Source organism: Sorangium sp. So ce321, assembly GCF_051530195.1.
In the GTDB taxonomy this organism is placed as follows: domain Bacteria; phylum Myxococcota_A; class Polyangia; order Polyangiales; family Polyangiaceae; genus Sorangium.
Genome location: NZ_CP150329.1, coordinates 4,212,825 through 4,238,033 on the forward strand (window position 1 = coordinate 4,212,825; position 25,209 = coordinate 4,238,033).

The window sequence follows — 25,209 nt, forward strand, 5'->3', positions numbered from 1 at the left end:
GATCTCCGCCCGCGCTCGCTACTCGCCGAGGAGCGCGGCGGCCGCCTCCAGGGGCACCTCGACGCGCAGCCAGAAGCCGCCCTTCGCGCGGTGCGCCTCGACGGTAGCACCCCTGGCACCGCGCTTCCGCAGCGCCGCCTGCGCCGCCCGGGCCGCCGACCTGGCCCGTTGCTCCTCGGGGTCTCGCCGCTTCGGCCCTGCGGCCTGCGCGCGAACCTTGCCGGCCTCGGCGGACAGCTCGCGCACCGAGATCTCCTCGAGGCTCTTCCCCGCGACCGTGGCCCCCTGATCGAGGAGCCACGCCGGCGTGTCGACCTCCGGCGTCGCCGCCGTGTACCGCGTGAGCGCGTAAGCCTTCTCCGGCCCGAGCGCCAGGGCCCTGTCGCGCGGGAGCGCCGCGACGACGCCGATGAGCTTCTTGGCCTGGCTCAGCCCCATGAGGTCGCGCGCCTTGAGCATCTCCCCGAACGAGGCATGCCCGAGCGCGAGATACAGCTTCTTCCGCTGGAGCTCCCGCAGCGCCTCGCCGATCTCGTAGAAGTCCTCCGCGATGCGCGCCTTGCGCCGCTCGATGAGCTCCAGCAGCGCCTGTGCCCGCTTCTCGGCCGCGGCGCCTCCCTTCGTCGCCTCCGCTCGGACCCGCGCGAGCGCGCCGCTCGCGGGCGCCGTCCCCTCGCTGGCAGGCCTCCGCTTGCCCGCAGCGATCGAGCCTTTCCCCGTCTTCCCCGTCATCCGGTGCTCCTTGTCTGCGCCCCGAGGCCGCGAGGCTATCGCGCGAGCGCTGCGCGTGGAAGCGAAAGCGGAGCGTCTGGCTGTCCGTGGCCAGACGTCTGGCTGTCCGTGGCCAGACGTCTGGCTGTCCGTGGCCAGACGTCTGGCCACGCCGGCAGGAGCCACGCCATCGGCTGCTTCGGGCGGCGCTCCTGGGCGCAGCACGGCCGCGCTCGGCCTCTGGCACGCTCGCTCTCGAGCGATGTCCGATGTGGCATTACGCAGACGTCTGGCCACGATCTGGCCAGAGCAGCGGTGGCGCCCGCTGCGTGAGCAGAAAGCGAGATCATTGTGCCTTCATCCACGTAAGCGTGAACGCGCGCTGAACGGCGCGCTTGTGGTCTCGTCAAAGCATGCTTTGGCCTTGGATGTCGTCGGCGCGCATGCGAGCCTGCGCCCGCCATGCGAAACCGGTTCGATCGACTGGCAAAGGACGTTGCCCAGGAGGGGCTCGGGCCGACTGGCAAGGTCGTGACGAATGCGGAGGTCGCCGGAGAGACGCAGCACGCCGACGTGTGGTACGAGCCCGATCCGGCGCGCGCTTCGGGGCGAGAGCGGCTCGGGCTCCTCGGCCGGATCGCGGCCACGGCGTGCACCATCGAGGCGTACAGCGACACGCCGAGCGCGGACGAGGCGCGCGCGTGCTTGCAGAAGCACCTCGGCGCGTGGCGGAGCCTCGCGGGCCGGGAGCGCGCGGCCGAAGCGCCGTTCCTGTGGATCATGTCGACCGGGCGCCCGGCGGCCGTGCTCGACGGACTGCGCACGACGCCGATGGTCGGCTGGCCCGCGGGCGTGTACGAAGGCCCCGGCTTGCTGCGGACCGTGGTCGTCGTGCTCTGCGAGCTGCCGCGCGAGCGCTCGACCCTCCTCATCCGCCTGATGGGCGGCGGGCGCGTGCTCCGCGAGGCGATCGAGGAGCTCCGCCAGCTCCCGGACGACGCGCCGGAGCGCGCCATCGCGCTCGGTCCTCTGCTACGCTTCCGGTCGGCGATCACCGGTCCCGGGCCGGCGACGCCGGAAGAAGAGGAGTTCGTGATGACCACCCAGGAGCTCGTCGAGCAGTTCATCGAGCAGGGGCGCACGCAGGGGATGCAGGCGATGGCGCAAAGCACCATCGCGCTGTACGAGGCTCGGTTCGGATCGATGCCGCCGGCGCTGCGGTCCGTCGTGGAAGCCATGCGCGATCTGCCGACGCTTCAGAAGTGGGTCCTGCTCGCCGGCACCGGGAAGCGCGAAGATGTGGACGAGGTACTCTCCGCGGGCTCTGCCGGACGCTCCGCCTGACCTCCGATGCCACGTTTCCGGGCGGCGATCACCGGACCCGGGCTGACGATGCCGGAAGAAGAGGAGTTCGTGATGACCACCCAGACCACCCAGCAGCTCATCGAGCAGCTCATCGAGCAGGGGCGCACGCAGGCGATCGCGCAAGCCACCATCGCGCTGTACGAGGCGCGGTTCGGATCGATGCCGCCGGTGCTGCGGTCCGCCGTGGAAGCCATGCGCGATCTGCCGACGCTTCAGCGGTGGAACCTGCTCGCCGGCACCGGGAAGCGCGAAGAGGTGGACGACGCCCTCTCCGCGGGCGCTGCCAGACGCTCATCCTGACCTCCACCCCCCCGGCGCCAGCGGGCGCGTGCTCGCACCGAGCTCGGCGCTCCACCCGCAGCAGCGGCCGCCACGAGCGCCGGTGGCATCGACCGGCTCATCCGGCCACGCTCCCGGTGCCCGCGGCGCCGCCGATGGCCCCGTGACGCGCCGTCGAGCGCTCCGGACGGCGCTGGAAGCGGCGATCCTCGGCGCGATGGCGCTCGCCTTCGCGGGCGACGCGCACCGCCCGCCGACGCCAGCTACGCCCGCGTCCACGGCGCCCGCGCCGCCCCTCGAGGTGGAGTTCGCCGGCTGCAGCGCCGTGCACGCCGGCCCCGCCTGCGCGCTGCCCGGCGACCGGACCCTCCGCCTCTGGGTGAAGGCCCCCATGGACGCCCGCGTCGTGATCGAGGTCGACGCGACCGTCGCGGCGGACGCCCCGCTCGCCGCGCTCGGCGGCGCGCTCGTCCAGGGAGGCGTGCTGGCGCGCGTCCCCGTCCCCGACGGCGCCGACGCGCTCTCGGTGACTGCCGAGCGGGGCGGCGTGCGCACGTCCTTCCGCTTGCCACTGGTCCCGCCCCTCGACGCGCCCCTGCTGAAGGACGCCGAGGCGCTGCGCCGGAACGGCAAGCTCGACGAGGCGTCGTCGGCGCTCGACGCGCTGGCGTCGGCTCCGGATCGCGCGGTCCAGGCCCTGGCGATCGGCAAGCGGGCGCGCGTCGACCTCGCGCGCGGCCGGATCCCGGCGGCGATCGCGGGCTTCGAGGCGTCGATCCGGGCGCACCGGGAGGCGGGGCGCGTGTCCGACGAGTTCCTCGACCGCTTCGCGCTCTCGTACACGCTGCTCTACAACGGGCGCAGGTTCGCGGAGGCCCGGGCGGCGCTCGGCGCGCTCGGGCCGCTCGATGCGGTCCACCCCGAGGGGCGCGCGTTGAAGCCGTACTACGAGGCGCTGCTCTCGTCCGAGTCCGGCGACCTGCGCGCGGCGCTCCGGCAGCTCGACGCGTCGGCCGCAGGCGCCGAGCGCCTCGGCCTCGGCGACCACCGGCGCCACGTGCTGCAGATGCGCGCCGACCTGCTCCAGACGCTCGGCAGGCCGCTGGAGGCGCAGGCGCTCCTGCGCGAGGTGAAGGCGCTGCTCCCGGCCGGCAGCGCCCCGTGCGAGCAGGCCTCCCTGCTGAACGACATCGGCTGGAACGCCCTCCACGTCGCGTGGGCGAGCGGCGGGTCGAGCGGGCCGCTCGCCGACGCGGAGGCGCCGCTCATCGCCGCGCTCGCGCTGTACCGGGGCCCGTGCCCGAGGCCGGCGGAGCAGGACAACGTGCTGACGAACCTGGCCCTGGCGAAGCTCGAGGCAGGGCAGACGGTCGCGGCGCGCGCCCTCCTCGACGAGGCCCGGCGGACGGACCCGCGCCCCGACGCCCGCGTCGCGATGTACTGGATCGAGATCGAGGGGCGCATCGCGCTGCGCAGCGGCAACCCTGCGAGCGCGCTGCGGATCTACGACCGGCTCTGGCAGCTCGCGGAGGCGAGCGAGCTGCCGGAAGGCCGCTACCGGGCGGCGCTCGGCCGCGGGCGGGCGCTCGAGGCGCTGGGGCGGCCCGACGCGGCCATCGCCGCCTACGAGGGCGCGGAGGCGGTGCGCAGCGACCTCAGCTTGCTCGTTCCCCTCGGCCAGGGCAGGGGAGGTTACCTCGGCCGCTTCGAGGAGAGCGCGCGGCTGCAGGTCGACCTCCTGCTCCGGCGCGACCCGCGGCGCGCCCTCCGCGCCGCCCGGCGCTCGCGCGCCCTCGCGCTCGCGGCGCTCCGGTGGATCGACGGCATCGAGGCGCTCGGCGGCGAGGAGCGGGCGCGCTGGGAGAGCGCCTTCGCGGCCTACCGCGACGCGCGCGCGGCCTTCGACGAGGAGGGCCGCGACGACTGGCGGCTCTCGTCGGACGAGCTCGAGGCGGCCAGGGTGACCCGCGCGTCGCGCGGCCGGTCGATCCGGGCGCTGCTCGACGAGGCGCTGTTCCTGGCGAGGCGCGGGGAGCCGGCCCTGGCGGAGCTCGCGGACGCGCCCGCGCTCGCGGAGGGCGAGCTGATGCTCGTGCTCCACCCGATCCGCGACGGGTGGGCCGGCTTCGCCGTCTCTCGCGGCGACGTCATGGCCCGCCGGCTGCCGGCGCTCGACCTCTCGGCCCCGGCCGCGGAGCTCGCCGCGGGGCTGCTCGCGCCCTTCGCGGCGCCGCTCCGCGCGGCCACGCGCCTCCGCGTCGCCGCGCACGGCGAGCTCGACCGCATCGACTTCCACGCCCTGCCCTGGGAAGGCGCGCCGCTCGTCGACCGCATGCCGGTGACGTACGGCCTGGATCTGCCCGAGCGCGGCGCCCGACCCGCGGACGCCGCCGGCGCGCCCCGACCCGCGGACGCCGCCGGCGCGCCCCGACCCACGGACGCCGCCGGCGCCCCCCGATCCGCGCTCGTCGTCGCCGATCCCCGGCGCGATCTGCCGGCCGCGCGGCGCGAGGCGGACGCTGTCGCGAGGGCGCTCGAAGGGCGGGGGCTGCGCGTCGAGCGGCTGTCGGGCGGGCTCGCCACGCACCGCGCGGTCGCCGGTGCGCTGGAGCAGCCCGGGATCGAGCTCTTCCACTACGCAGGCCACGGCTTCTTCGGCGGCCTCGACGGCTGGGACAGCGGCCTCGCGCTCGCCGGCGGGAGCGAGCTCGCCGTGGGCGACATCCTCGCGCTGCGCCGAGCGCCCGCGCGGGTGGTCCTGTCCGGCTGCGACACGGCGCGCACCGAGGCCTCGCCCGGGGCGCGGGGGCTCGGGCTCGGCCTCGCCCAGGCGCTCCTCGTCGCCGGCGCTCGCTCGGTCATCGCGGCGACGCGCCCGGTCGACGACGCGCTGGCTGAGCGGGTGATGGCCGCGCTCTACGCCGGCGAGCAGCAGGACCCCGGCGCGCAGCTGCGCGAGGCGACGCTCGCGGCGTTGCGCGCGGATCCTTCGTGCGACTGGGCCAGCTTCCGGGCGCTCGTCCCCTGACGCACCCGGAACCGGAAACCCACAGATGAAATGTGCCTGTCAGAGGTCGGGCGGCGACGGCGAAGGACAGAGCCGCCGCCCCTCTCCTCAAGGATAGATATTCACAGGGACCTTGTTGCTCGCGGCGCCGCCGTTGCGCACGCGGATGTACCCGGGGCCGACGCCGCTCGGGACCTGCACCGTGAGGCTCGTGGCGCTCACGCTGGTCGGGCTGGCGACGGCCGTGTGCGTGGCGTCCACGAACTCGACCTGCGCGCCGGGAGCGAAGCCGGAGCCGGCGAGGCTCACCGTCGTGCCCCAGTGCATGACGTCGGCGTTGCCGAAGTCGAGCCAGAGCCCGCCGCGCACGAGCACCCCGGACGAGAGCATCGGGCTCTCCTGGAGGATCAGCTGCTCGTGATCGAGGAAATCGGTGCTCGGGTAGTCGCCGTGCCAGCTCATGATCGTCGTGCCTGGATAGCCGTCCGGGTGGTGCAGCCCGAACGAGTGCCCGAGCTCGTGCGCGACGGTCCCCTTCGGCACGCCGGTGCCGCACTGCCAGGTGGCGTATCCGCAATGGATGGCCAGCGGCTCCCGCACGCCGGAGATGGGCTCCAGCACCCAGTCGCCCACGAGCGCGAACCCGGTGTAGTCGCCGGTGAGGTTGGCGCCGGCCCAGCCGCCGCCGCCCTGCGCGAACACGAGCGTCGACTGCCGCGCCGGGAAGCCGCCGACAGCCTGAGACACGGCGTTCAGCCAGTTCGTGAGGTCCTGCGGGTCGTTCTGGCAGGCGCTCGTCGGCGTCGCGCCGCAGCGCATGTTCACGTAGTTCTGGGACGAGCGCACCGCCTGCACGAAGCCCACCAGGTGGAACGAGGCGCCAGACTCCTCCCGGTACCAGCCGCGCAGCTCGTCCAGGTATGTGTTGATGGCGTCGACGTACTCCTGGTGATACGGCTGGTCGTGCGGATAAACGTAATACGCCCTCACCGGGTAGACCTCGCCCGCCGCGAGCTGCGCCACCTGCGCGGCGCTCAGCGCCTGCTGGTAGAGGCGGACCTCGTCGATCAGGCCATTGTAGGCGTTCCAGGACGGGTGCCCGCCGATCACGATCGGCCGCGTCGATTGCTGCAGCGTGCCCGACGTGGGCGTCGACGCGCTGAGCACGCCGTTGACATAGAGCTTGAGCGCCGCGCCGTCGTACACGCCGGTGACGTGCGCCCAGGCGTTCGCGACGGCCGGGGCGTGGACGATCTCGTGCCGGCCCGCGCCCCCGTCGGGGAAGGCCACGGAGAAGAAGTACTGGCCATTGTCGATGCCGAGCAGGAACGAGTCTGCCCCGTACCACTGGTTCACGATGGTGCGGGTCCCGGTCACGCTCCGCGGGTTGACCCAGGCTGCCGCCGTGATCTGGTCCTGGAAGTGGAGGAAGCTCCGCCCGTCGCTGCTGATCTCCACCTGATCCGCGACCCCGTCGAAGTCGCCGGCCGACAGGGACCAGCCCGGGCTGCAGAGGCGGCGGCCGGACATCACCCCGAAAGCCCCCCGGCCCGAGTCCTCTCGGACGCGCGTGATCGCGCCGGCGGCGCACGTATCGAAGCTCCAGTAGGCCGCCGGCGTCGGCAGGCTGGCCCGGTCCGTCACGAGCGCGTCCGCCGCCGCGTCGACCTCCTCGCCTGCAGGCTCCTCCGCAGGTCCAGGCGCGACGCAGCCCGCGAGGCTCGCCATCAAGGCGAGGGAAGCCGCTCGGTATCCCGTGTGCACGCAATTCAGCATGGAATCGTTCCTTTCTTGCTGGCGCGCGCTCTCGAGAGCGCGTTGCGCCGGCAGGCCCGCGCCGCGGAATGCGGCAGCGCCCTGGGGTTGGTCCCGAGCTGCCTGCCTGCCTGTTACTTCGCCGCGCCCTTCCGGCGTCTGACATCGACAGCGATAAAAAAACAGCGCCGGGCCGCCGACGCGCGATTCCGTCGATCCATGCGCGCACGCGCCGCTTGGTCAGCGCCTCGCGCCCCGGGAAAGATCCCCGCCATGGCTCGGACCGCGCCCGTGCCGGACCTCCCCGCCATTCCCGGAGGGACCGCGGATCGAGCGAAGGAGGGTCGCGTGTGAGCAGCGGAAAGGAAGGGCGCCCCGCGACCCACGACGAGGGCCGCGAGGGCGGAGCGCTCGCGGCGGGCGAGCCGGGAGAAGGCGCGGTGGAGCGGCGGGACGCCGGCACGGCGGCGGGGCCCCTGGCGGGCGTTCTCTCGCCGCGCGCGACGGCGTGGCTCAGGCAGCGCGGCGCGACGCGCGATCCAGAGCGCGCGGCGGCGCCGGCGGCCCTCCGCGAGCAGCTCGCGCGCCGGGGGCTGACCGACGTTGGGGCCATGCTGCGGTTCGAGGAGGCCTTCGGCGGCACGTGCGTCCCGTCGGCGGAGGGCGAGGCGCTCTGGTTCGGGATCGGGCTGGCGCTCGAGCGAGGCGCGCGGCCGCGGAAATCCCGGGTGGTGATGGGCGACTACCCGCACGGGAGCTACTGGATGGACGCGCGCGGTCAGGTCGTCGTCGACGACGGGGTGGTCGAGCCGTTCGTCCTCGCCGAGGATGCGCGGCGCCTCTTCGAGCGGTTCGCGATCGGGCAGGAGTATCCGGTGGCCGCGTTCGGCTGGCCTGGTCGCATGGCCGTGGAGCTGACGGTGGACATCGCCGTCGATCTCGCGGCGGCGGTCGGCGCCGGGCGCGTGGACGAGCTGAGCGACGCCTGCCAGGCGGTGTTCCTGAGGGGCGACCTCGCGATCTGGGCTCCGCCTGCGTTCGCGGAGATGAGCGTGGCGCCGTGCGCCGCGGTGGCGCGCGAGATCGCGAGCGTGCGCGCGCTGCTCGCGGCGGTGCGCGAGGGCTTCCCCGACGTCGGCGTGAGCGTGCGCGTCGCGGGGGCCCAGGGCGAGGAGCGCAGCGGCGAGCCGGCGCCCGAGCTGCCCGCCGGCGTCCTGTACGCGCGGTGGGACGACGGGGAGCCGACAGGCGCGATCACGCTCGCGGACGACGGGGGCATCGTGCAATGGATCGCGTCGGGCGACGAGGTCCTCGTGGAGCAGATCTCCGACGGCGGCCTCCGCAGGGTCCGTTTCCGGCGCGCTGGCGCCTGAACGGCGCCGCCGGCCGGGCTGGCCGCGCGTGGCCAGACGCCTGGCTGTGCGTGGCCAGACGTCTGGCTGCGAGGTGACGGGGGGCCCCTGCGCGGGTAAGCTCTCGCCGTGCCGAGCCCCCGGAAGACCAACCCCCTGAGCCGCCTGCCCGCGCTCGCGCTCGCAGCGCTGACCGCGATCGCCGGTCCCGCCTGCGTCAGCAAGCCGACGATGCAGCTCGACCACGCCGAGATCACCGGCATCCGCATCTCCTTCCCGCCGAGCCTCGGCGTCCTGATGACCGTGGTCGTCAACGTCCACAACCCGAACTCGTATGACGTCGCGGTGCGCGCGGTCCGCGGCCAGGTCATGCTCGCCGGCCGCTACACGCTGCCGGTCGACTTCCGCGCCGACGGCGAGGGCGTCTGGCTCGCTTCGGACCGCACGACCCAGGTCCGCGTCCCGATCAGCATCCCCGTCGACCTCGGCTTCCAGCTGCTGCGCGAGTCGTTCTCGTCACCCGTCATCCCGTACCGCTTCAGCGGCCGCGCGGACGTCACGGCGACGCGCACATTCCGGCTCGAGGCGGACGATTACTCGGTCGACGACCACGGCGTCATCTTGCGCCACCAGATCGAGGCCGCGCTCGGCGTCATGCGGTAGGCGCCCGCGGCGCCAGCTGCCGCGGGCAGGTGGTCGACCGCGCGCCCGCGGCGGTGATACGGTGGTAGATCATGAGCGGCTTGATCAGGGCGACGACCCTCGGGCGTTACGGCAGGCTGCAGAACGGCAACGCCTACTGCGACGACCCGCACGAGCCAGACCACGTGAGGGCGGATGGGGAGTGGACGATGACCGGCTCCGCGGCGGCGGACGGCATCGTGATGTGGTTCTGGGAGTGGAAGAGCCTGGCAGGTGACGGCAACCGCAGGGCTTGATCCCCCGCGTCTGATGGCCAGTCTCGCCCATGCCATCTACGCTGGCCGGCCGGCCGGCCGGCCACATCGGCGCTGACCTCGTCGTCGTCACACGGGTCGCCCTCTCTCCATCCGTTCCGCTGCTTCTCCAAGCATCCCGCTGGTGGTGGTGTCCGCCCTCAGGTGGAGGCTCCGGCCTCCAGCCCGTGAACACGCCTCGACGTGCGACCCCACCTGGGACATCCCACGGGAACCACGCGCACCCCCTTGGCGGTGCTCCGCGCAACCCACGCGGAGCCGAAGCACCGGCCCGATCCCCGTCTGTCAAGACCTCGGTGTAGCCGTCTCCGGCGCCGCACGGATTGTGCGGCTTTGGTCCAGGTTGCGCCGGTTCTGCAGAGATCGTCGTGCAGACCTGACCCGAGGCCCCCGCCGGTTCCGCGGCGGACAGCACGCCGCCGGCGGGCTGAGGGGTTGGCCGCCGACTTGCTTGGACACGCTTCCGACCCCTTTCGCCGGCGCGGCGACCGAGCGCCGCGCGGCCCGCGCGGAGGCACCGGCCACGCCGCGGCAAGAGGCCCCTCGCAGCATCGGAGGATGGCCAACGGCACGCGTGTGTTCTCCAGCGGAGTCGCCCGCCGTGGCGCTGGCCTCCGCGCGGCCCGCAGGCGCCGGCGACATCGCCGAAACCATTCGCGGTCTGTCAGCGTACGAGGGGGGGAGAGCTATATCAGAGGGTTTTGCCTCGCCCTGCCGAGGGGTGATGCGCCGCGGGGTGGCCATACGGCGATGGCCGCGGCGTTCCGTGGGAGACGTGATTCACGCATTTCGTGTGATGGGGAGCGTTCATGGTGGATGACTGTAACAACGGTTTTCTTGCGCTCGATCCGGAGATGCGGCGCCTGCGAGACGCCCTCGAGACAGTGGCTCCCACGCCGCTTCCGGTCCTGATCCTCGGCGAGACAGGGACGGGAAAAGAGGTGGTGGCGGAGTGGATCGCCGGCATGTCGCGGCACACGCGCGATCGGTTCGTGAAGGTCAACTGTGCGAGCCTGTCGGAGTCGCTCGTCGAGAGCGAGCTCTTCGGGCACGAGCGCGGCGCCTTCACCGGGGCGGTGGCGCCCCGTGAAGGGCTGTTCGAGGCCGCGCACGAGGGCACGCTCTTCCTCGACGAGGTCGGGGAGCTGTCCCCGCGCACGCAGGCGAAGCTGCTCCGCACGCTGGAGTACGGCGAGATCGTCCGCGTGGGGAGCACGCGCCCGCGGCGCGTGGACGTGCGCGTCATCGCGGCGACCCACCGCGATCTCGAGCAGATGGTGAGGGACGGGGACTTCCGCCAGGACCTCTACTTCCGCCTCAACGCGGTCACGCTGCGGATCCCGCCGCTCCGGGCCCGCATCACCGAGATCCTCCCGCTCGCGGAGCTCTTCGCGGCGCGCCTCGCGCGTCGGCTCGAGCGCCCGGCGCCGCGGCTCGGCCCCGAGGCGACGGCGGCGCTGCTCGCCCATACCTGGCCGGGGAACATCCGGGAGCTGCGCCACGTGATCGAGCGCGCGGTGGTCATGTCCAAGGGGGGGCCGATCCTCGCGAGCCACCTGATGCTCGAGGCGCCGCGCGCGCACGCCCTCGCGAGCCACCTGATGCTCGAGGCGCCGCGCGCGCACGCCGAGGTCGCCGGGATCAGGGGCGACGTGCGCTCGTTCGAGCGAGACCGCATCGTCGCCGCGCTCGACCAGACCCGCCAGAACCAGACGCGCGCCGCCGAGCTGCTCGGCGTGTCGCGGCGCACGCTCACCAACAAGCTCAACGCCTACGGCATCGCGCGACCCCGGAAGAAGGTCGCGCTGGAGGAGTGCTGACGTGGCCTCGCCGTTCCTCCGCACCATGCGATCGCTCGAGATCGAGCGCGGGACGAGGACCTGGATGCGCCTCGCGGTGATCCTCGCCGTGCTCGGCGCCTGGGCGGCCTGGATGCACGCGGCGCGCGTCTCGGTCTACGCCACGACAGCGAAGGCGCGCCTGGAGGTGAGCCGGATGGCCCACCGCGTGGCCGCCGCCGAGCCGGGGCGCGTGTCGGTCGTCCGGGTGGAGCTCGGGCGAGCGGTCGAGCAGGGCGAGGTGCTCGTCGAGCTGGACGCCGCCGTCGAGGAGAAGCGCCTCGAGGAGGAGCAAACCAAGGTGGCCGTGCTCGCGCCGAAGCTCGAGGCGGTGCGGCGCCAGATCGCCGTCGAGGAGGAGGTGCGCGCGTGGCAGGACAGGCTGTCCGACGCCTCGATCGCGCGCGCCAGGATCGACCTGCGCCAGCGGGATCTCGCGGCCGCGCAGGGCGAGGAGCTCCGCGCCATCTCCGAGCGGCTGCGCGACGAGCAGCTCGCGTCGAAGGCCGATCACCTGCAGGCGAAGACGCGCGCCGCCGACGAGCTCCTCAAGGCCGAGGGGGCGCGCGCCGATCTGCACCGGCTGTCGGTGGCGCGGCGCCACGACGAGCGGCAGGCGGCGGCCCACGTCGCCGAGCTCGAGCGCTCGCTCGGCGATCTCCTCGCCGAGCAGAGGGCGGCGGAGGCCGCGGTGCACACGGCGCTCGCGCAGATCGAGCGGCGGAAGATCCGCGCGCCGATCGCGGGCAAGCTCGGGAACATCGCCGCGCTCCAGGTGGGCGACGTGCTGAAGCCCGGCGACGTCGTGGCGACGGTCGTGCCGGGCGAAGACGTGCACGCGGTGGCGCTCTTCGCGCCTTCCGACGCTGTCGGGCGCATCGTCCCCGGCCAGAAGGCGCGGATGCGCCTCGACGGGTTCGCGTGGACGCAGTTCGGCATGCTCGAGGGGGAGGTTTCCCACGTGGCGAGCGAGCCGTTCGACGGCGCGATCCGCGTCGAGCTCCTGGTGCGGCCGGACAGCGCGGCGTCGATCCCGGTGCAGCACGGCATGCCGGGGACGACCGAGGTCGAGGTGGAGCGCGTCTCCCCGTGGGCGCTGCTGTTGCGCGCCGTGGCGCCGGGAGGTCCGCGATGAAGCGCGCGTTCCTCGTGCCCGAGGTGCTGCAGACGTCGCTCATGGACTGCGGGCCGGCCGCGCTCAAGGCCGTGCTCCAGGGGTTCGGCGTCGACGTGCACTACGAGTGGCTCCGCGACAGGTGCCAGACGGACGTCGACGGGACGTCGATCGACGCGCTCGCCGCGCTCGGGCAGGAGCTCGGGCTCGCGACCGCCGAGATGGTGGTGCCGCACGACAGCTTCTTGCTGCCGGAGGCCGACTGCCTCCCCGCGATCGTGGTCAAGCGCGGCGCGGGCGACACGCTGCACTTCGTCGTCGTCTGGCGCAGGCTCGGGCCGTTCGTCCAGATCCTCGACCCCGGCAGCGGGCGCCGCTGGGTGCACGGCGAGCGCTTCATGGAGGACATGCCGCACTTCCCCATCCCGATCTCGATCGAGCGGTGGCGGCGGTGGGTGTCGTCCGAGGACTCGCTCGGGCCGCTCCGCGCGAAGCTGCGCGCGCTGGGCGTGTCGGGCGCGGGCGGGGAGGCGCTCATCCGCCGGGCAGACGCCGACCCGGGGTGGCGGCCGTTCGCGGCGCTCGACGCCGCGGTGCGGATGGCGGCGCGCCTGGTCCGCGGCGGCGCGATCTCGCGCGGGGGCGAGGCGCAGCGTGTGCTCGAGGGCGTCTTCGACCGGGCGCTCGCCGGGGAGGCGGGCGCGATCCCGAAGGGGTTCTTCTGGGCGACGGAGGGGAAGGGGGCGGGGAAGCTCCTCGTGCACGGGGCCGTCATCGTGCACTTCGCCCAGCGCGAGGGCGGCGCGGTCGGGGCGGGCGCCGCCGTGGGCGCGGGGGCCGGCACGGCGACGCTGGAGCGCACGCCGCCGCCGCCGAGCTACCGCGGCAGCGCGGCGCCACCGGTCCCGCCGGCGGAGCAGGCGCCGCGCGCTGTCGCGACAGCGGTGCTCCCGGCGCCCGTTCGCCGCGAGCTCGAGCTGCCGACGCCGTCGCCCTCCCGGCTCTTCTTCTGGATGCTGCGCGCCGACGCGGGCCGGGCGCTCGCGCTCGTCTTCGTGGCGCTCGCGGCGAGCGCGGCCATCGCCGCGATCGACGTTGTCGTCCTGCGCGGGCTGTTCGACGCCGTGAAGCACATCACCGTCGACTACCAGCGCGCGCTCGGGCTGCTCGCGCTCGTCGCGTTCGCCGCCGGGGGCCTCCTGCTCGAGCTCTTCGCGGCCCACGCCGTCTCGCGCCTCGGCCGCGCCCTGGAGGTGCGCTTCCGCGCGGCCTTCCTGGAGAAGCTGCCGCGCCTCGAGGACCGCTACCTGCGCAGCCGGCCCACCTCGGACATGACCGCGCGGGGGCACGCGATGCACCTGATGCGCGAGGCCCCGGCGCTCTTCTCGCGCATCGCGCGCGCGGGGCTGTCGTTCGCGGCGACGCTGCTCGGCGTCCTCTGGCTCTACCCGGGCGGGGCGCGGCTGTCGCTCGTCGCGGCGGCGGTCGCGCTGGTCGCCCCGTATCTCGCGCGGAGGCCGCTCGTCGAGAGCCTGATGCGGCTGCGCACGCACGCGGCGTCGCTCGAGCGGTTCTACCTCGACGCGCTGCTCGGCGTCGTGCCGATCCGGGTCCACGGCGCGGAGCGGGCGGTGCGGCGCGAGCACGAGGCGCTCCTCGTGGAGTGGGCGCGGACGGGCCGGCTCGTGCACGCGCAGTCGACGGCGATGCAGGCCGTCCAGGGGCTCGCGAGCACGGCGGTGGCGGTCGCGATCGTCGGCGGATACGTCGTCTCCGGCGGGCCCCCGGCGGCGCTGCTCCTGCTCGTTTTCTGGTCGCTGCGCCTGCCCGTGATGGCGCAGGAGCTCGTCGCGGCGCTCCTCGGCTGGAAGAACGTGCGCAACGCGTCCGTGCGCCTCTTCGCGCCGCTGGCGGCGCCGGAGATGGACATGCCCCGCGACACGGGCGAGGGCGCCGCGCCGGGCGAGGGCGCCGCGCCGGGCGACGCGGGCGGCGTGGGCAGCGCCGGCGGCGCGTCGATCGACCTGCGGGGCGTCAGCGTGCAGGCGGGCGGGCACACGCTGCTGTCTGACGTGTCGCTGAGCGTCCCGGCCGGGGAGCACGTCGCGATCGTGGGGAGCTCGGGCGCGGGGAAGTCGTCGCTGCTCTCGCTGCTCCTCGGGTGGCTCCGGGCGGCGCGGGGCGAGGTCCTCGTCGACGGGCGGCCCTTCGACGACGCGGCGCTCGCGCGCCTCCGCCGCGGGACGGCGTGGGTGGATCCGGCCATCCAGCTCTGGAACCGCACGCTCCTCGAGAACATCACCTTCGGCCACGCCGGTGACGCCCTCGCGCGCGTGCCGCACTCCATGGGCCAGGCCGAGCTGGCCGACGTCCTCGAGAGCCTGCCCGACGGGCTGCAGGCGGCGATCGGAGAGGGCGGCGCGCGCCTCTCCGGAGGGCAGGGGCAGCGCGTGCGGCTCGCGCGGGCGCTGATGAAGGGCGACGCCCGCCTCGTGCTCCTCGACGAGCCGTTCCGCGGGCTGGAGCGCGAGCGGCGGCGGGCGCTCCTCGCCCGCGCGCGCGAGCACTGGCGGGGCGCGACGCTGATCTTCGTCAGCCACGACGTCATGGACACGCTCGGGTTCGATCGCGTGCTCGTGATCGAGGGCGGCAAGGTGGTGGAGGACGGCGCGCCGCGCGAGCTCATGGAGGATGCGCGCAGCAGATACCGCGCGCTGGCCGACGCGGATGCGCGGGCGCGCGACGAGGTGTGGTCGAAGGGGCGCTTCCGGAGCGCGACGATGGAGAGCGGGCGGCTGCTCGAGGAGGCTGTATGAAGGCGGACGAGACCGATCGCGCGGCCGCGCTGGCCGCTGTCGCGTGGGAGCCCGCCGCGCTCGGGCAGGCGATGAGCGCGCTCACGGCCGCGTGCGGGCTCGCGAGCGGCGCGGCGGCGTCGCCCGGCGCGCCGCCGGAGAGCGACCCCACCGCGTGGATCGAGGCGTACGCGGGCTGCATGGGCGTCGAGGCGGAGGCGGTCGAGTCGAGCTTCGCCGACCTGCCGCGCGCGATCGCGTCGCTCGGGCCGTCGATCGTCCGCGTCGAGCAGGGCTACCTGGCGGTGACGTCCGCGAGCGGGCGGGGCCTCTCGGTGTTGACGCCGGCGCTCACGCGGGCGCGGGTCCCGCTGGAGACCGTGCGGCGGGCGCTGTCGGCCCACCTCGAGGACCGGCCCGCGTCGCACGTGGACAAATGGCTCGCGGCCGCGCGCGTCTCGCCGCGGCGCGCGGCGCGGGCGCGCGCCGAGCTGCTCGCCCAGCTCGTCGCGGATAAGCCGATCAGCGGCATGTGGCTGCTGCGCGCTGACCCCGGGTCGAGCTTCCGGCGCCTGCTGTCAATGCGCGGCGTGCTCCGCCGGGGCGCGGTCTTCCTGGGCGCCGCCGCGCTGCAGATCGCCCTCGGGGTGTTCGCGTGGTGGTTGATCGGCGCGGGCGCGCTCGAGGGCGACGTGCAGCCGGGGTGGCTCGTCGCGTGGGTGCTCCTGTCGCTCTCGGCGATCTTCGTGCAGCTGTTCGCGTCGTGGACGGGCGGGCTGCTCACGATCGACGTCGCCGCGCTCCTCAAGCAGCGCCTGCTCTGCGGCGCGCTCCGCCTGGATCCGGCCGCGATCCGGACGCGCGGGTCGGGCGCGCTCCTGGCGATGGTCTCCGAGTCCGAGGCGGTCGAGACGGCGGGGCTCGGCGGCGCGCTCGGGGCGATCGTCGGCGTGGTGCAGCTCGCGAGCGCGGCGGTGGTCCTCGCCGCGGGCGCGGGCGGCGGGCTGCATGTGGCGCTGCTGTTCGGGTGGGCGTTCGCCGTGGCGCTGCTCTCGCGGCGGTTCGCGCGGCAGCGGGCGGCGTGGACGCGCGAGCGGTTCGCGATCACGAGCGGCTTCGTGGAGAACGTCGTCGGGCACCGGACGCGCGTTGCCCAGGAGCTCCCGCAGCTGCACCACGTGGAGGAGGACGCGGTGCTCGAGCGGTACCACGTCGCGTCGCGCGCGATGGACCGGGTGGGCGACTTGCTCTCGTCGCTGCCGGCGCGCGGGTGGCTCGCGCTCGGGCTGCTCGGGCTGGTCCCGGCGGTGCTCGGCGGGGTGAGCGTGGGGCCGCTCGTGGTGGCGACGGGCGGGATTCTCCAGGCGCAGGCGGCGTTCGCGATGCTGGCGACGAGCCTCGGGGCGCTGCTCTCCGCCGCAGTATCGTGGCGCTCGATCGCTCGGCTCTTCACGGCGGCCGCGGACCGCGAGCCGCCCGGGATCCCGCAGGCCGTGCTCGGGCGGCCCGCGACGTCGGACGTGGTCCTGGAGGCGCGGGGGGTGTCGTTTCGCTACGGGGAGGGCGGCGAGCCGGTCCTCCGCGACTGCGGCCTGGTCCTGTCGAAGGGCGACCGGCTGCTGCTCGAAGGACGCTCGGGCGGCGGCAAGTCGACGCTCGCCGGCGTGCTCAGCGGCCTCCATGCGCCGGCGTCAGGCCTCGTCCTCCTCCGCGGCCTCGATCGGCGGACGCTGGGCGGCGCGGCGTGGCGTAGCCGCGTCGCGAGCGCGCCGCAGTTCCACGACAACCACGTGCTCTCGGGGACGCTCGCGTTCAACCTGCTCATGGGCCGCGCGTGGCCCGCGTCGCCCGAGGACCGGCGAGAGGCGGAGAGCGTCTGCCGCAAGCTCGGCCTGGGGCCGCTGCTCGACCGGATGCCGTCGGGGCTCGATCAGGTCGTGGGCGAGACGGGGTGGCAGCTCTCACATGGTGAGCGGAGCCGGCTGTTCCTGGCGCGCGCGCTGCTGCAGCGCGCGGACGCGGTGATCCTCGACGAGAGCTTCGGCGCGCTGGATCCGCTGACGGCCCGCGAGTGCGTGGGGGCTGTGCTCGAGAGGGCGCCGGCGCTGGTCGTCATCGCGCACCCCTGAGCGAGCACTCACGCATCGGCCCTCCCCGCGATCACGACGAACAGTGGCTCCGAGGGCGTGTCGCCTTCACGGGACCAGCGATGGTCAAGCTGCCTCGACGCTCACCCTGGGCCGAGCGTCGTCGCGGTTGGCGGAGCTCGCCGGCTCCCTCCGGGAGCGCGTCGAACGGCTCCCTCCGGGAGCGCGTCGAATGGCTCCCTCCGGGAGCGCGTCGAACGGCTCCCTCCGGGAGCGCGTCAAACATCCTGATGGCTGTCCGGCGCGTCCAACCAGCGGCAGCGGCCGGCGACTGAGGCGGGTGATCGCAGCGGCGGCGTAGCGATCGGATCGGCCATCGCGAAGGCCTGTCTCGCCATCGTTCCGCGCGTTACAAACGCGAAAGGCCCGACGCTGCTCATCGCAGCGCGGGCCTTCGCGGTCGTGTGTCATGTTCGAGGAGCCGTTCGCCGCGGGCAGCGGTCCGCGGCCCCTCGCGGGCTTGTCAGCAGCAGCAGCCGGGCGGGCAGGTACAGACGACGTTGGCGCCGGCCTGGAGATCGGTGGGGACCTCCACCGTCAGGCGCGCAGGGCGCTCCTCGACCTTCTCCTGCTTCTGCTCGATCTCGCCCTCGACCTGGATCTTGATCTGCTCGTTCATGGTGATTGCTCCGTAGGCTGATTGGTTATTTCCAGTTGCGGACTCGGCGTCGCGCGATGAGGGCTAGTGCAGCCGTCGTGCCACCTCGGTTTTCGCGCTGCAGCGGCCTCCTTCGGGCAACCAGCGGCTCTCCTTGGGCAACGCCTTTCCCAGTTGGGGAAGCGGCTCGGGAAGTGACCTTCCCTGGCTTGCTGCGCGGACCAAGGATACGAGCCCCCAGGGCGTCAGGGCGTCAGGGCGTCAGGGCGTCAGGGCTCCAGGGCGTCAGGGCGCCAGGGCGCCAGGGCGCCAGGGCGCCAGGCAGTCGCCTCCGCGTCGTGGCCGTTGCGCCCGCCGAAACGTTGAAGGCTCGAGGGCTGCCACCCTCGAGCCTCCCGGAGCTCCGCCTTGTCGGAGGCCCCCACCTTCATCACAAGCCCTGAGAGAACGAGACCGGGAAGAGGATCCTGCCCGATGCCATCCCGACATCCCTCTGTCTGGACCCAGAGAGCTTGCCGAGCGCCGCCGCCCGGCAGGCGCGGGCTCTCCGCGGGAACGCGGTCACTGCCCGGCGGCGAGCGCCCCGGCCCGCCGCTGCACGGCGGGCGAGAGGACGGCGATCACAACGCTCGCGAGCACAACCCACACGAGCGCGCCGCGCAGCGACACGTAAGACGCAGTGAGGCCGATGAGCGGCGGACCCATCAGGAAGCCGAGGAAGCCTGCAGTCGAGACCGCCGCCATGGCTGCATCGGACCCGGGGCCGCCGTCGCGGCTCGCGGCGCGCAGCGCGATCGGGAACACCACCGACGACCCCGCGCCGACGCCGGCGAAGCCGATGAGCACCGTCCAGAAGCCCGGGGCCGCGAGCGCCAGGCCGAGCCCGAGCGCCGAGACGAGGCCGCCGAGGTACACGAGCCGGCGCGGCCCGAGCGCGGCGTCGAGCCGGTCGCCCACGAGCCGGCCGCTCGTCATCGCGATCGAGAACACCGCATAGCCGGCCGCGGCCGCCGCGGGCGAGGCGCCGACGACGTCGCGCAGGTAGACAGCGCTCCAGTCGGCGACGGCGCCCTCGCCCACGAGCACGCAGAACGCGATGACGCCGACCGGCGCCAGCGCGCGGAGGCCGGGCCGGCTGCCAGCGGTGGCGGGCCCGGCCTCCGGCGCGGCAACCACGAAGAGCGCGTGCCGCGTCGCCCACCACGCCAGCGCGGCGATGCCCGCGCCGGCCGCCGCGAGGTGGGCCAGGGTCGGGACGCCCCGCCCGATGAGCGCGCCGCCGACCGCCGCGCCGGCGAGCCCGCCGAGGCTGTACAGCCCGTGGAACGACGCGAAGATCGGGCGCCCGTACGCGCGCTCGACCGCGGTGCCCTGCGCGTTGACGGCGAGGTTGAGCGCGCCGCCCGCGAGGCCCATCGCGACGAGCGCGATCGTGAGCTCCAGCAGGTTCGACGCGAGCGCGGGCAGCACGAGCGCCGCGCCGAGCGCGAGGGGCGCGACCCGGATGAGCGTCCGGCTGCCGGCGCGCTCGACGAGCCAGCCGGCCAGCGGCATCGCGACGAGCGCGCCCGCGGAGGCGCCGAACAGCGCGCCGCCGAGCGCCGCCGTGCTCAGCGCGAGATCCTCCCGCACCGAGGGGATGCGCACGATCCAGCTGGCGAACGCCGCGCCGTACGCGAAGAACGTCGCCCCGACGCCGATGCGCGCCGCCCGCAGGTGGGGCGGCGCGGAGCGCGGCGCAGGGCGCGCCGGCGCCGCACCGGGACGGCGGCGAGTCGCCCCTCCGCCCCGGCCGGGAAGCGCGGGCGCAAGCAACCCATCGGTCTCGATCACGAACCCTGGTTCCATAGGTCTCCTCGGCGGTGAGAGGCCCCTCGCGCGCGGCTAACGCGGCAACGCGCCTGGTCGCGTCTCCCCCGGGAACTCTGCCTGTCCAGAAGTTGGGGTCGTGCGTTCGATGCGTCCAATGACATCTCGAGCCGGGTTCGATAACCTGGAGGAATCGAATGGACCTCCACCACCTCCGGGCCGTCGCGGCGCTGGCCGAGCAGCTGCACTTCGGGCGCGCCGCGCGGGCGCTGCACGTCAGCCAGCCGGCGCTCAGCAAGCAGCTCAAGCAGCTCGAGGGCGAGCTGGGCGGGGCGCTCTTCGTGCGCGGCCGCAGCGGCGTCGCGCCCACGGCGCTGGGCCGGCAGTTCGCGGACGACGCGCGCGCGCTCCTGCGCGACGCCGACCAGGCGCTCTCGCGCGCGCGGCGGATCGCGCGCGGTGAGGCCGGCGCGCTGCGGCTCGGCTTCGGCGTCACGAGCGCCGCGCTCGTCGCGCGCGTCGTGGTGCGCTTCCGCCAGCGGGCTCCGGACGTGCACATCGACCTCCAGGACATGTCGACGCCCGCCCAGCTCGAGGCGCTGCGCGCCGGCGCGCTCGACCTCGGCTTCGCGCGGCTGCCGGCGCCGCCCGACCTCGCGTCGCTCGCGGTCGTGCGCGACAGGCTCGTGGCCGCGGTGCCGCGCGGGCGCGCCGCGGCCATCGAGGCGGCCGGCCTGCGCGCGCTCGGCGACGAGCCGTTCGTCGTGGTGTCCCGCGCCGTGTCGCTGAGCTTCTACGACCACGTGCTGCGCGTCTGCGCGCACCTCGGCTTCCGGCCGCGCGTCGCGCAGGAGGCGCGCGATCTCGCCACCGTGCTCGCGCTCGTGGCTGCGGGGGTCGGTGTCGCCCTGGTGCCGGCGTCGGCGATGAAGGGGCGCAGCGCGCGGGTCGCGGCGCTGCGGCTCCCCCCGGCGGAGGCGCTCTGGCGTGTCGGCGCCATGTGGCGCCGCGATCAGCCGAACCCCGCGGTCGCGGCGTTCCGGGCGCTCATCGAGGCGGATCTCGCCCGCCGCCCGGCCCGGGCGCGCTGAGCCGGTCCAAACGCGAAAGGCCCGCCGCTGCTCTTCGCAGCGCGGGCCTTCGCGGTCGTGTCGTGCCGTCATGCTCGAGGAGCCGTTCGCCGCGGGCAGCGGTCCGCGGCTCCTCGCGGGCTTGTCAGCAGCAGCAGCCGGGCGGGCAGGTACAGACGACGTTGGCGCCGGCCTGGAGGTCCGTGGGGACCTCGACCGTCAGGCGCGCAGGGCGCTCCTCGATCTTGTCCTGCTTCTGCTCGATCTCGCCCTCGACCTCGATCTTGATCTGCTCGCTCATGGTGATCGCTCCGTGGATGGTTGGTTATTTTCAGTTGCGCACTCGACGTCGTGCGATGAGGGCTAGTGCAGCGGCCGTGCCACCGCGGTTTTCGCGGTGAAACGGCCCCGCTCGGGCGGGTTGGGCAACCCCTTTCCCAATTGGGGCAGCGGCTAGGGAACCGACCTTCCCTGGCGCCGTGCTCGGCCGAGGCGCGCAGCGCTCAAGCGCGCGGCACGGACTTCGCAGCGAGCTCCCGGTGATGGAAACGTCGATGATCCCCGAGCTGCTCTCCTTCCGTGCGCCGTGGCTCGAAGAGAAGCTCGTCAAGGACCGCATGGCCTCCTCCCGCGAGGAGGCGGCGCGGCTCTTCGACGAGGTGAAGAAGTACATCTTCGTCTGCCGGGCGGACCGATCCCGTCAGGTCCCCATGTTCTCCCGGCGGATCGACGAGGTCTGGCACCAGTTCGTCCTCTTCACCGAGGAGTACTCGGCCTTTGGCCACCGCTTCTTCGGCGAGTTCGTCCACCACACCGCCAACACCGCCCCTCGCGGCGAGCTCGGCGCGCGCCCCGAGATGACCTTCGCCCAGTACCGCGCAGAGTACGAGGCGCTGTTCGGGCCCATCTCGGAGTCGTGGCGAGACGAGCTCGCGGTGACGCTCGACACGCGCCTCATCCGCGTCAAGTTCGGCCGCCCCATCTTCGTGCAGGTCGAGCAGGGGATGGCGGAGCTGGTGTGGTCGCTCGAGCCGCCGCGCGTCCTCCTGCGCATCGACGCGTGGGCGAGGGAAGCGCTGCAGTTCATCGTCGACTGCGACCACTTCTATGTCCGCGAGCTCCCCGGCCTCGAGGACGGCGACCGCGTGGCGCTCTGCCGTCCGCTCGTGAAGGGCGACATCCTCCGGATCGCGCCATGAGGCTCGCCGAGCTCACCGCCCTGTTCGGGCAACTCGACTTCCCGCGCGCCGCGGACCGCACCCGGCCGCCGCGCGATCATGTCCGCGCGGTCGAGGGCGCGGTCCGGGCCGGGCTCTCGGACGACGAGCTCCCGCTGGAGCTCCTCGCGCTCGAGATCGAGCGGCGGGACGGCGCGCCGGACCTCGCGCCGTTCCACGTGATTCCCGAGCTCGGTGTCCGCATGGCGTTCGCGTACTGGCGTCCGGGGCGCGCGGCCGGCGCGCACGAGCACTCGGACTGGACGGTCACGGCGGTGCTCCACAACGCGCTCGACGTGGCGACCTTCGACCTGGAAGAGACGGTGCGCGCGCGGCGGCTCGTGCCGAAGCGCTTGTTCTCCGCGGAGGCCGGGCGGGTCGGCCACATCCACGGGCCGTGCATCCACGACCCGCGGAACCCGACCCGGAGCTGGTCGATCTCGCTGCACCTGTTCGGCCCTCACGACGGTCCCGTGCTCGAGGAGCAGGTGGGCCCCATCGAGGGGCTGAGCCCCCCGGCGCCGCGGGCCGCCGCGGAAGATGCGCTCTCGGCGGCGCTCCTCTCGCACGAGCGGGAGTGCGTGCGCCGGGCGCAGATCGACGCCCTCGCGCGGCGGGGCCCGGCGGCCGCCGCGCTCCTCGCGCGCCTCCACGCCCGCGGGGACGCCGGGACCCGGCGGCGCGCCGCCCGCGCGGGCGGCCGGACAGAGGACCTCGACGCGCAAACGGTCCTCGCGCGCAGGTGGCCTGGCGTGGACCTCGACGTGGCGTCGGACGCGGGCCGCGCCGAGCTCCTGGCGCGCTGCGGCGGTCGCGCGCAGCCCCTGCTCCGCGTCGAGGCGTGGGCCGCGCCCGCGCTCCGCGCGCTTTCCGTCGCCGGCGAGCTCCGACCCCGCGACATCCCCGGTCTCGCCGAGGCGGAGCAGCTCGCGCTCGCCCGCGCGCTCGTCGACTGGGGGACCTTTCAGCCCCTCGAAGCCCAGGAGAACTGACCCATGGAACTCATGCACACGGAACCCTCCACGTCGAGCACCTCGCCCGCGCGCAGGCGGCCCGATCTCTTCGCGTACCGGGCGCCCTTCGTGATCTCCAAGCTGCTCATGAACAAGACCGTGGCCACCGAGCACGAGGCCGAGGTGCTGTTCCGGGAGCTCGCGCGCTATCTCTGGCTCGTCGAGTCGGACCGCACCCGCGCCTATCCCATGTTCTCGCTGCGCGTCGACGAGGCCTGGCACCAGTTCGTCCTGTTCACGATCGAGTATGCCGACTTCTGCCAGCGCTTCTTCGGCCGCTTCCTGCACCACGCGCCCGGCAACGCGCCGGTCACGCACGCGGTCCGCGAGGCGACGTGGGACGAGTTCGTGGCCGCGTACAGCGCCCTTTACGGCGAGCCGCCGCCCGAGGTGTGGAACGACGCGGCGTCCGTGTGCGGCCCGCGGCGCGTCATCCGGGATCGCGAGGTGTCGGTGCGGCTGAAGGACGGGAAGGCGGAGCTGGTCGACGGCGACGCGGTGCTCGTCCGCATCGACGCCTGGGGTGAGGCCGCGCTGCGCTTCATCGCCCGGCACGGCATCTTCTACGTGCGCGAGCTCCCCGGGCTCGATCTCGACGACCGGATCGCCCTCTGCAAGGCGCTCGTCGCGTCGCGCACGCTCCGCGTCGCGCCGTAGCCTGCGGTGTAGCGCCGCGGGCAGCGCAGACCGTCGATCAAGGGCAGAAGGTGACCTCGAAGCTCGTCTCCGACGAGCAGGCGTGGAGCCCCGCGGCGTCGTCGTAAGCGTAGCTGTACGCCGTGGGACACATCTCGTGCATCCGCAGCACGTAATCCGTGTGCTCCACGCTGCGCGGATCCGCTGTGTTCCGGCACGCGTCCGACGTCATGCACGCATTGGCGGCGGTGCACTGCCCCGTGGCCGGATCGATGGGCGTCGGACAGCACAGGTGGAGCCCGGGATCGGCGCTCTCCGGCTGGCCGAGGCCCCAGGGCGCCGGGTAATTCCACTTCTTGCACGGTGCCATGCAGGCGACCACGACGCCGTTCCGGTCGCGCACCCGGAGGTCCTGGTGCGCGTACGCCGGGAACTGGCCGTTGCCGAGATCCTCGTCGCCGGGGCACTGCGCCAGCGACAGCCGGGAGCAGTCCGAGGTGATACAGCTCCCCTGCTCGGCGCCGACGCCCCTGGGGACGACCTTGAAGGGCAGGGTATAGCCGTCCACCTGGCTGAGGTTGTACCAGGTCTGGGCCGCGCCCCCCTTGGCCGCGAAGGTGGCCTCGAACTTCGACTCGAACGGCGGCTGGCAGCCGCCGGCCGGGCAGGGAGCGACGCTGTCGCCCGTGGTGCAGTTGCGGCCGCTCTCGTCACAGCCGGTCTTCGGCCAGAAGCGCGTCGCGCTGATGCCGCCCTCGGGCACGTTGTACGTGTACGCGGCGCCGCGGGTGAGCTTGACGTTCTGCGCGCCCTCCACGTTGGTGGAGTGGGCGACCCAGATCGGCGCCGAGCAGTTGTTGATGATCTTGAGCGTGCGGGCGCCGCCGGTGGAGGTATCGCCGCCACCGCCGCTCACCCTGTCGAGCGTCCAGCGCTGGTTGGTGGTGCCGCCATAGGGGTACTGCAGGATGTCCGTCCCGTCCGCGGCGTTGCCCCACGCCAGGTCGACGACCTGGTCGGTGTGGCGCGCGTGGATGCTGAACTCCGTGCCCCCGCGATTGACCAGCTTCCACTGCTGGTTGGCGCCACCGACGTACGTCCATTGATGGATGACCGCGTTCGGCGCGGTGCTCACGTCGCGCACGTCGAGCGCCTTGTTGCTGTTGACGTTGACGATCTTCCAGTAGCCGTCGCTGGTCGGCGAGATGTGGAACCTCTGCGCGCTCGAGCCGTTGCAGGTCCACTGCTGCATCCGCGTCCCGTCGGCGGTGCTGGCCGAGGGCACGTCGAGGCACTTGTTCGTGGCGACCGAGCGGATGACATAGTCCCCCTCGGTGATGCTCGAGACGATGACCGCGTCCGAGTCCTCGGCGCTGTCCTCCGTCAACGCCGTCTCGTCGTCGGCGACCAGACACCCCCCCAGCAGCAGGGTCCACCCCAGCGCCAGCGCCAGACCACCCACCTGGATCTTGCGAGCCATGAGCCCTCCTCGTCGTTGCGGTGCGCCCTGGATCTCGGGGCGCCTCTCGTGGAGGCGACACTGCACG

General features: G+C 73.9%; 20 protein-coding genes. 14 read left to right on the forward strand and 6 right to left on the reverse strand.

The features are described 5' to 3' along the window. Positions 1–18 precede the first annotated feature (18 nt). Positions 19–732, reverse strand: coding sequence for a hypothetical protein (locus WME89_RS16175; RefSeq protein ID WP_438010040.1), 714 nt, complete (start codon positions 730–732; stop codon positions 19–21). Positions 733–1,173: 441 nt separating this feature from the next. Here WME89_RS16175 and WME89_RS16180 point away from each other — a divergent pair, with 441 nt between their 5' ends. The 3 genes from WME89_RS16180 (at position 1,174) to WME89_RS16190 (ending at position 5,383) form a co-directional block, all read left to right on the forward strand. Next, positions 1,174–2,055 carry a hypothetical protein gene (locus WME89_RS16180; protein WP_438010041.1) on the forward strand — a complete coding sequence of 294 codons (882 nt, stop codon included), beginning with the start codon at positions 1,174–1,176 and terminating at the stop codon, positions 2,053–2,055. A gap of 72 nt (positions 2,056–2,127) precedes the next feature. Further along, positions 2,128–2,376: a hypothetical protein gene (locus WME89_RS16185; RefSeq protein ID WP_438010042.1), complete on the forward strand. Its 249-nt coding sequence runs from the start codon at positions 2,128–2,130 to the stop codon at positions 2,374–2,376. A gap of 142 nt (positions 2,377–2,518) precedes the next feature. Then, positions 2,519–5,383: a CHAT domain-containing protein gene (locus tag WME89_RS16190; RefSeq protein WP_438010043.1), complete on the forward strand. Its 2,865-nt coding sequence runs from the start codon at positions 2,519–2,521 to the stop codon at positions 5,381–5,383. 87 nt (positions 5,384–5,470) lie between these two features. Here WME89_RS16190 and WME89_RS16195 read toward each other — a convergent pair whose 3' ends face one another. Then, the gene (locus WME89_RS16195) at positions 5,471–7,138 is read right to left on the reverse strand and encodes a LamG-like jellyroll fold domain-containing protein (RefSeq protein WP_438010044.1); all 1,668 of its coding nucleotides are present in this window, start codon (positions 7,136–7,138) and stop codon (positions 5,471–5,473) included. A 329-nt stretch (positions 7,139–7,467) separates the two neighbouring features. On the opposite strand from WME89_RS16195, the gene WME89_RS16200 reads away from it, so the two are divergent. The 7 genes from WME89_RS16200 to WME89_RS16230 all read left to right on the forward strand — a co-directional run bounded on the left by WME89_RS16200 (position 7,468) and on the right by WME89_RS16230 (position 17,301). Next, on the forward strand, positions 7,468–8,490 hold the full coding sequence (locus WME89_RS16200; RefSeq protein ID WP_438010045.1) for a hypothetical protein: 1,023 nt from the start codon (positions 7,468–7,470) through the stop codon (positions 8,488–8,490). A gap of 108 nt (positions 8,491–8,598) precedes the next feature. Then, positions 8,599–9,132, forward strand: a complete 534-nt coding sequence (locus WME89_RS16205) for a hypothetical protein (protein WP_438010046.1) — start codon at positions 8,599–8,601, stop codon at positions 9,130–9,132. A gap of 71 nt (positions 9,133–9,203) precedes the next feature. Next, the gene (locus WME89_RS16210; protein ID WP_438010047.1) at positions 9,204–9,407 is read left to right on the forward strand and encodes a hypothetical protein; all 204 of its coding nucleotides are present in this window, start codon (positions 9,204–9,206) and stop codon (positions 9,405–9,407) included. 827 nt (positions 9,408–10,234) lie between these two features. Continuing rightward, a complete protein-coding gene (locus tag WME89_RS16215; RefSeq protein WP_438010048.1) occupies positions 10,235–11,245 on the forward strand; it encodes a sigma-54 interaction domain-containing protein in 1,011 nt (336 codons plus the stop codon). Position 11,246: 1 nt separating this feature from the next. After that, entirely contained in the window at positions 11,247–12,398 is a 1,152-nt protein-coding gene (locus tag WME89_RS16220) for an HlyD family secretion protein (protein WP_438010049.1), read from the forward strand. Next, positions 12,395–15,193: an ATP-binding cassette domain-containing protein gene (locus tag WME89_RS16225; protein WP_438010050.1), complete on the forward strand. Its 2,799-nt coding sequence runs from the start codon at positions 12,395–12,397 to the stop codon at positions 15,191–15,193. Before WME89_RS16220 ends, WME89_RS16225 begins: the two co-directional genes overlap by 4 nt. Next, a complete protein-coding gene (locus WME89_RS16230) occupies positions 15,190–17,301 on the forward strand; it encodes an ATP-binding cassette domain-containing protein (protein WP_438010051.1) in 2,112 nt (703 codons plus the stop codon). Before WME89_RS16225 ends, WME89_RS16230 begins: the two co-directional genes overlap by 4 nt. A 481-nt stretch (positions 17,302–17,782) precedes the next feature. On the opposite strand, the gene WME89_RS16235 is transcribed toward WME89_RS16230, so the two are convergent. Together WME89_RS16235 and WME89_RS16240 are read right to left on the reverse strand one after the other, a co-directional pair. After that, positions 17,783–17,938, reverse strand: coding sequence for a hypothetical protein (locus WME89_RS16235; RefSeq protein WP_437626131.1), 156 nt, complete (start codon positions 17,936–17,938; stop codon positions 17,783–17,785). 540 nt (positions 17,939–18,478) lie between these two features. Further along, the gene (locus tag WME89_RS16240; RefSeq protein ID WP_438010052.1) at positions 18,479–19,765 is read right to left on the reverse strand and encodes an MFS transporter; all 1,287 of its coding nucleotides are present in this window, start codon (positions 19,763–19,765) and stop codon (positions 18,479–18,481) included. A 158-nt stretch (positions 19,766–19,923) separates the two neighbouring features. Here WME89_RS16240 and WME89_RS16245 point away from each other — a divergent pair, with 158 nt between their 5' ends. After that, positions 19,924–20,817: a LysR family transcriptional regulator gene (locus WME89_RS16245; RefSeq protein WP_438010053.1), complete on the forward strand. Its 894-nt coding sequence runs from the start codon at positions 19,924–19,926 to the stop codon at positions 20,815–20,817. A gap of 124 nt (positions 20,818–20,941) precedes the next feature. Here the strand turns inward: WME89_RS16245 and WME89_RS16250 are convergent, their stop codons facing one another. Then, the gene (locus WME89_RS16250) at positions 20,942–21,097 is read right to left on the reverse strand and encodes a hypothetical protein (RefSeq protein WP_436617348.1); all 156 of its coding nucleotides are present in this window, start codon (positions 21,095–21,097) and stop codon (positions 20,942–20,944) included. A 253-nt stretch (positions 21,098–21,350) separates the two neighbouring features. Between WME89_RS16250 and WME89_RS16255 the strand changes: the two genes are divergently transcribed. The 3 genes from WME89_RS16255 to WME89_RS16265 are packed head-to-tail and all read left to right on the forward strand — an operon-like array spanning position 21,351 to position 23,683. Further along, positions 21,351–21,995, forward strand: a complete 645-nt coding sequence (locus WME89_RS16255) for a hypothetical protein (protein ID WP_438010054.1) — start codon at positions 21,351–21,353, stop codon at positions 21,993–21,995. Continuing rightward, positions 21,992–23,005 (forward strand): hypothetical protein, encoded by a 1,014-nt coding sequence (locus WME89_RS16260; RefSeq protein WP_438010055.1) that lies wholly within the window; start codon positions 21,992–21,994, stop codon positions 23,003–23,005. Before WME89_RS16255 ends, WME89_RS16260 begins: the two co-directional genes overlap by 4 nt. A 3-nt stretch (positions 23,006–23,008) precedes the next feature. Further along, positions 23,009–23,683 carry a glycine-rich domain-containing protein gene (locus tag WME89_RS16265; RefSeq protein ID WP_438010056.1) on the forward strand — a complete coding sequence of 225 codons (675 nt, stop codon included), beginning with the start codon at positions 23,009–23,011 and terminating at the stop codon, positions 23,681–23,683. A gap of 37 nt (positions 23,684–23,720) precedes the next feature. On the opposite strand, the gene WME89_RS16270 is transcribed toward WME89_RS16265, so the two are convergent. Then, positions 23,721–25,142: an RICIN domain-containing protein gene (locus tag WME89_RS16270; RefSeq protein WP_438010057.1), complete on the reverse strand. Its 1,422-nt coding sequence runs from the start codon at positions 25,140–25,142 to the stop codon at positions 23,721–23,723. Positions 25,143–25,209 lie beyond the last annotated feature (67 nt).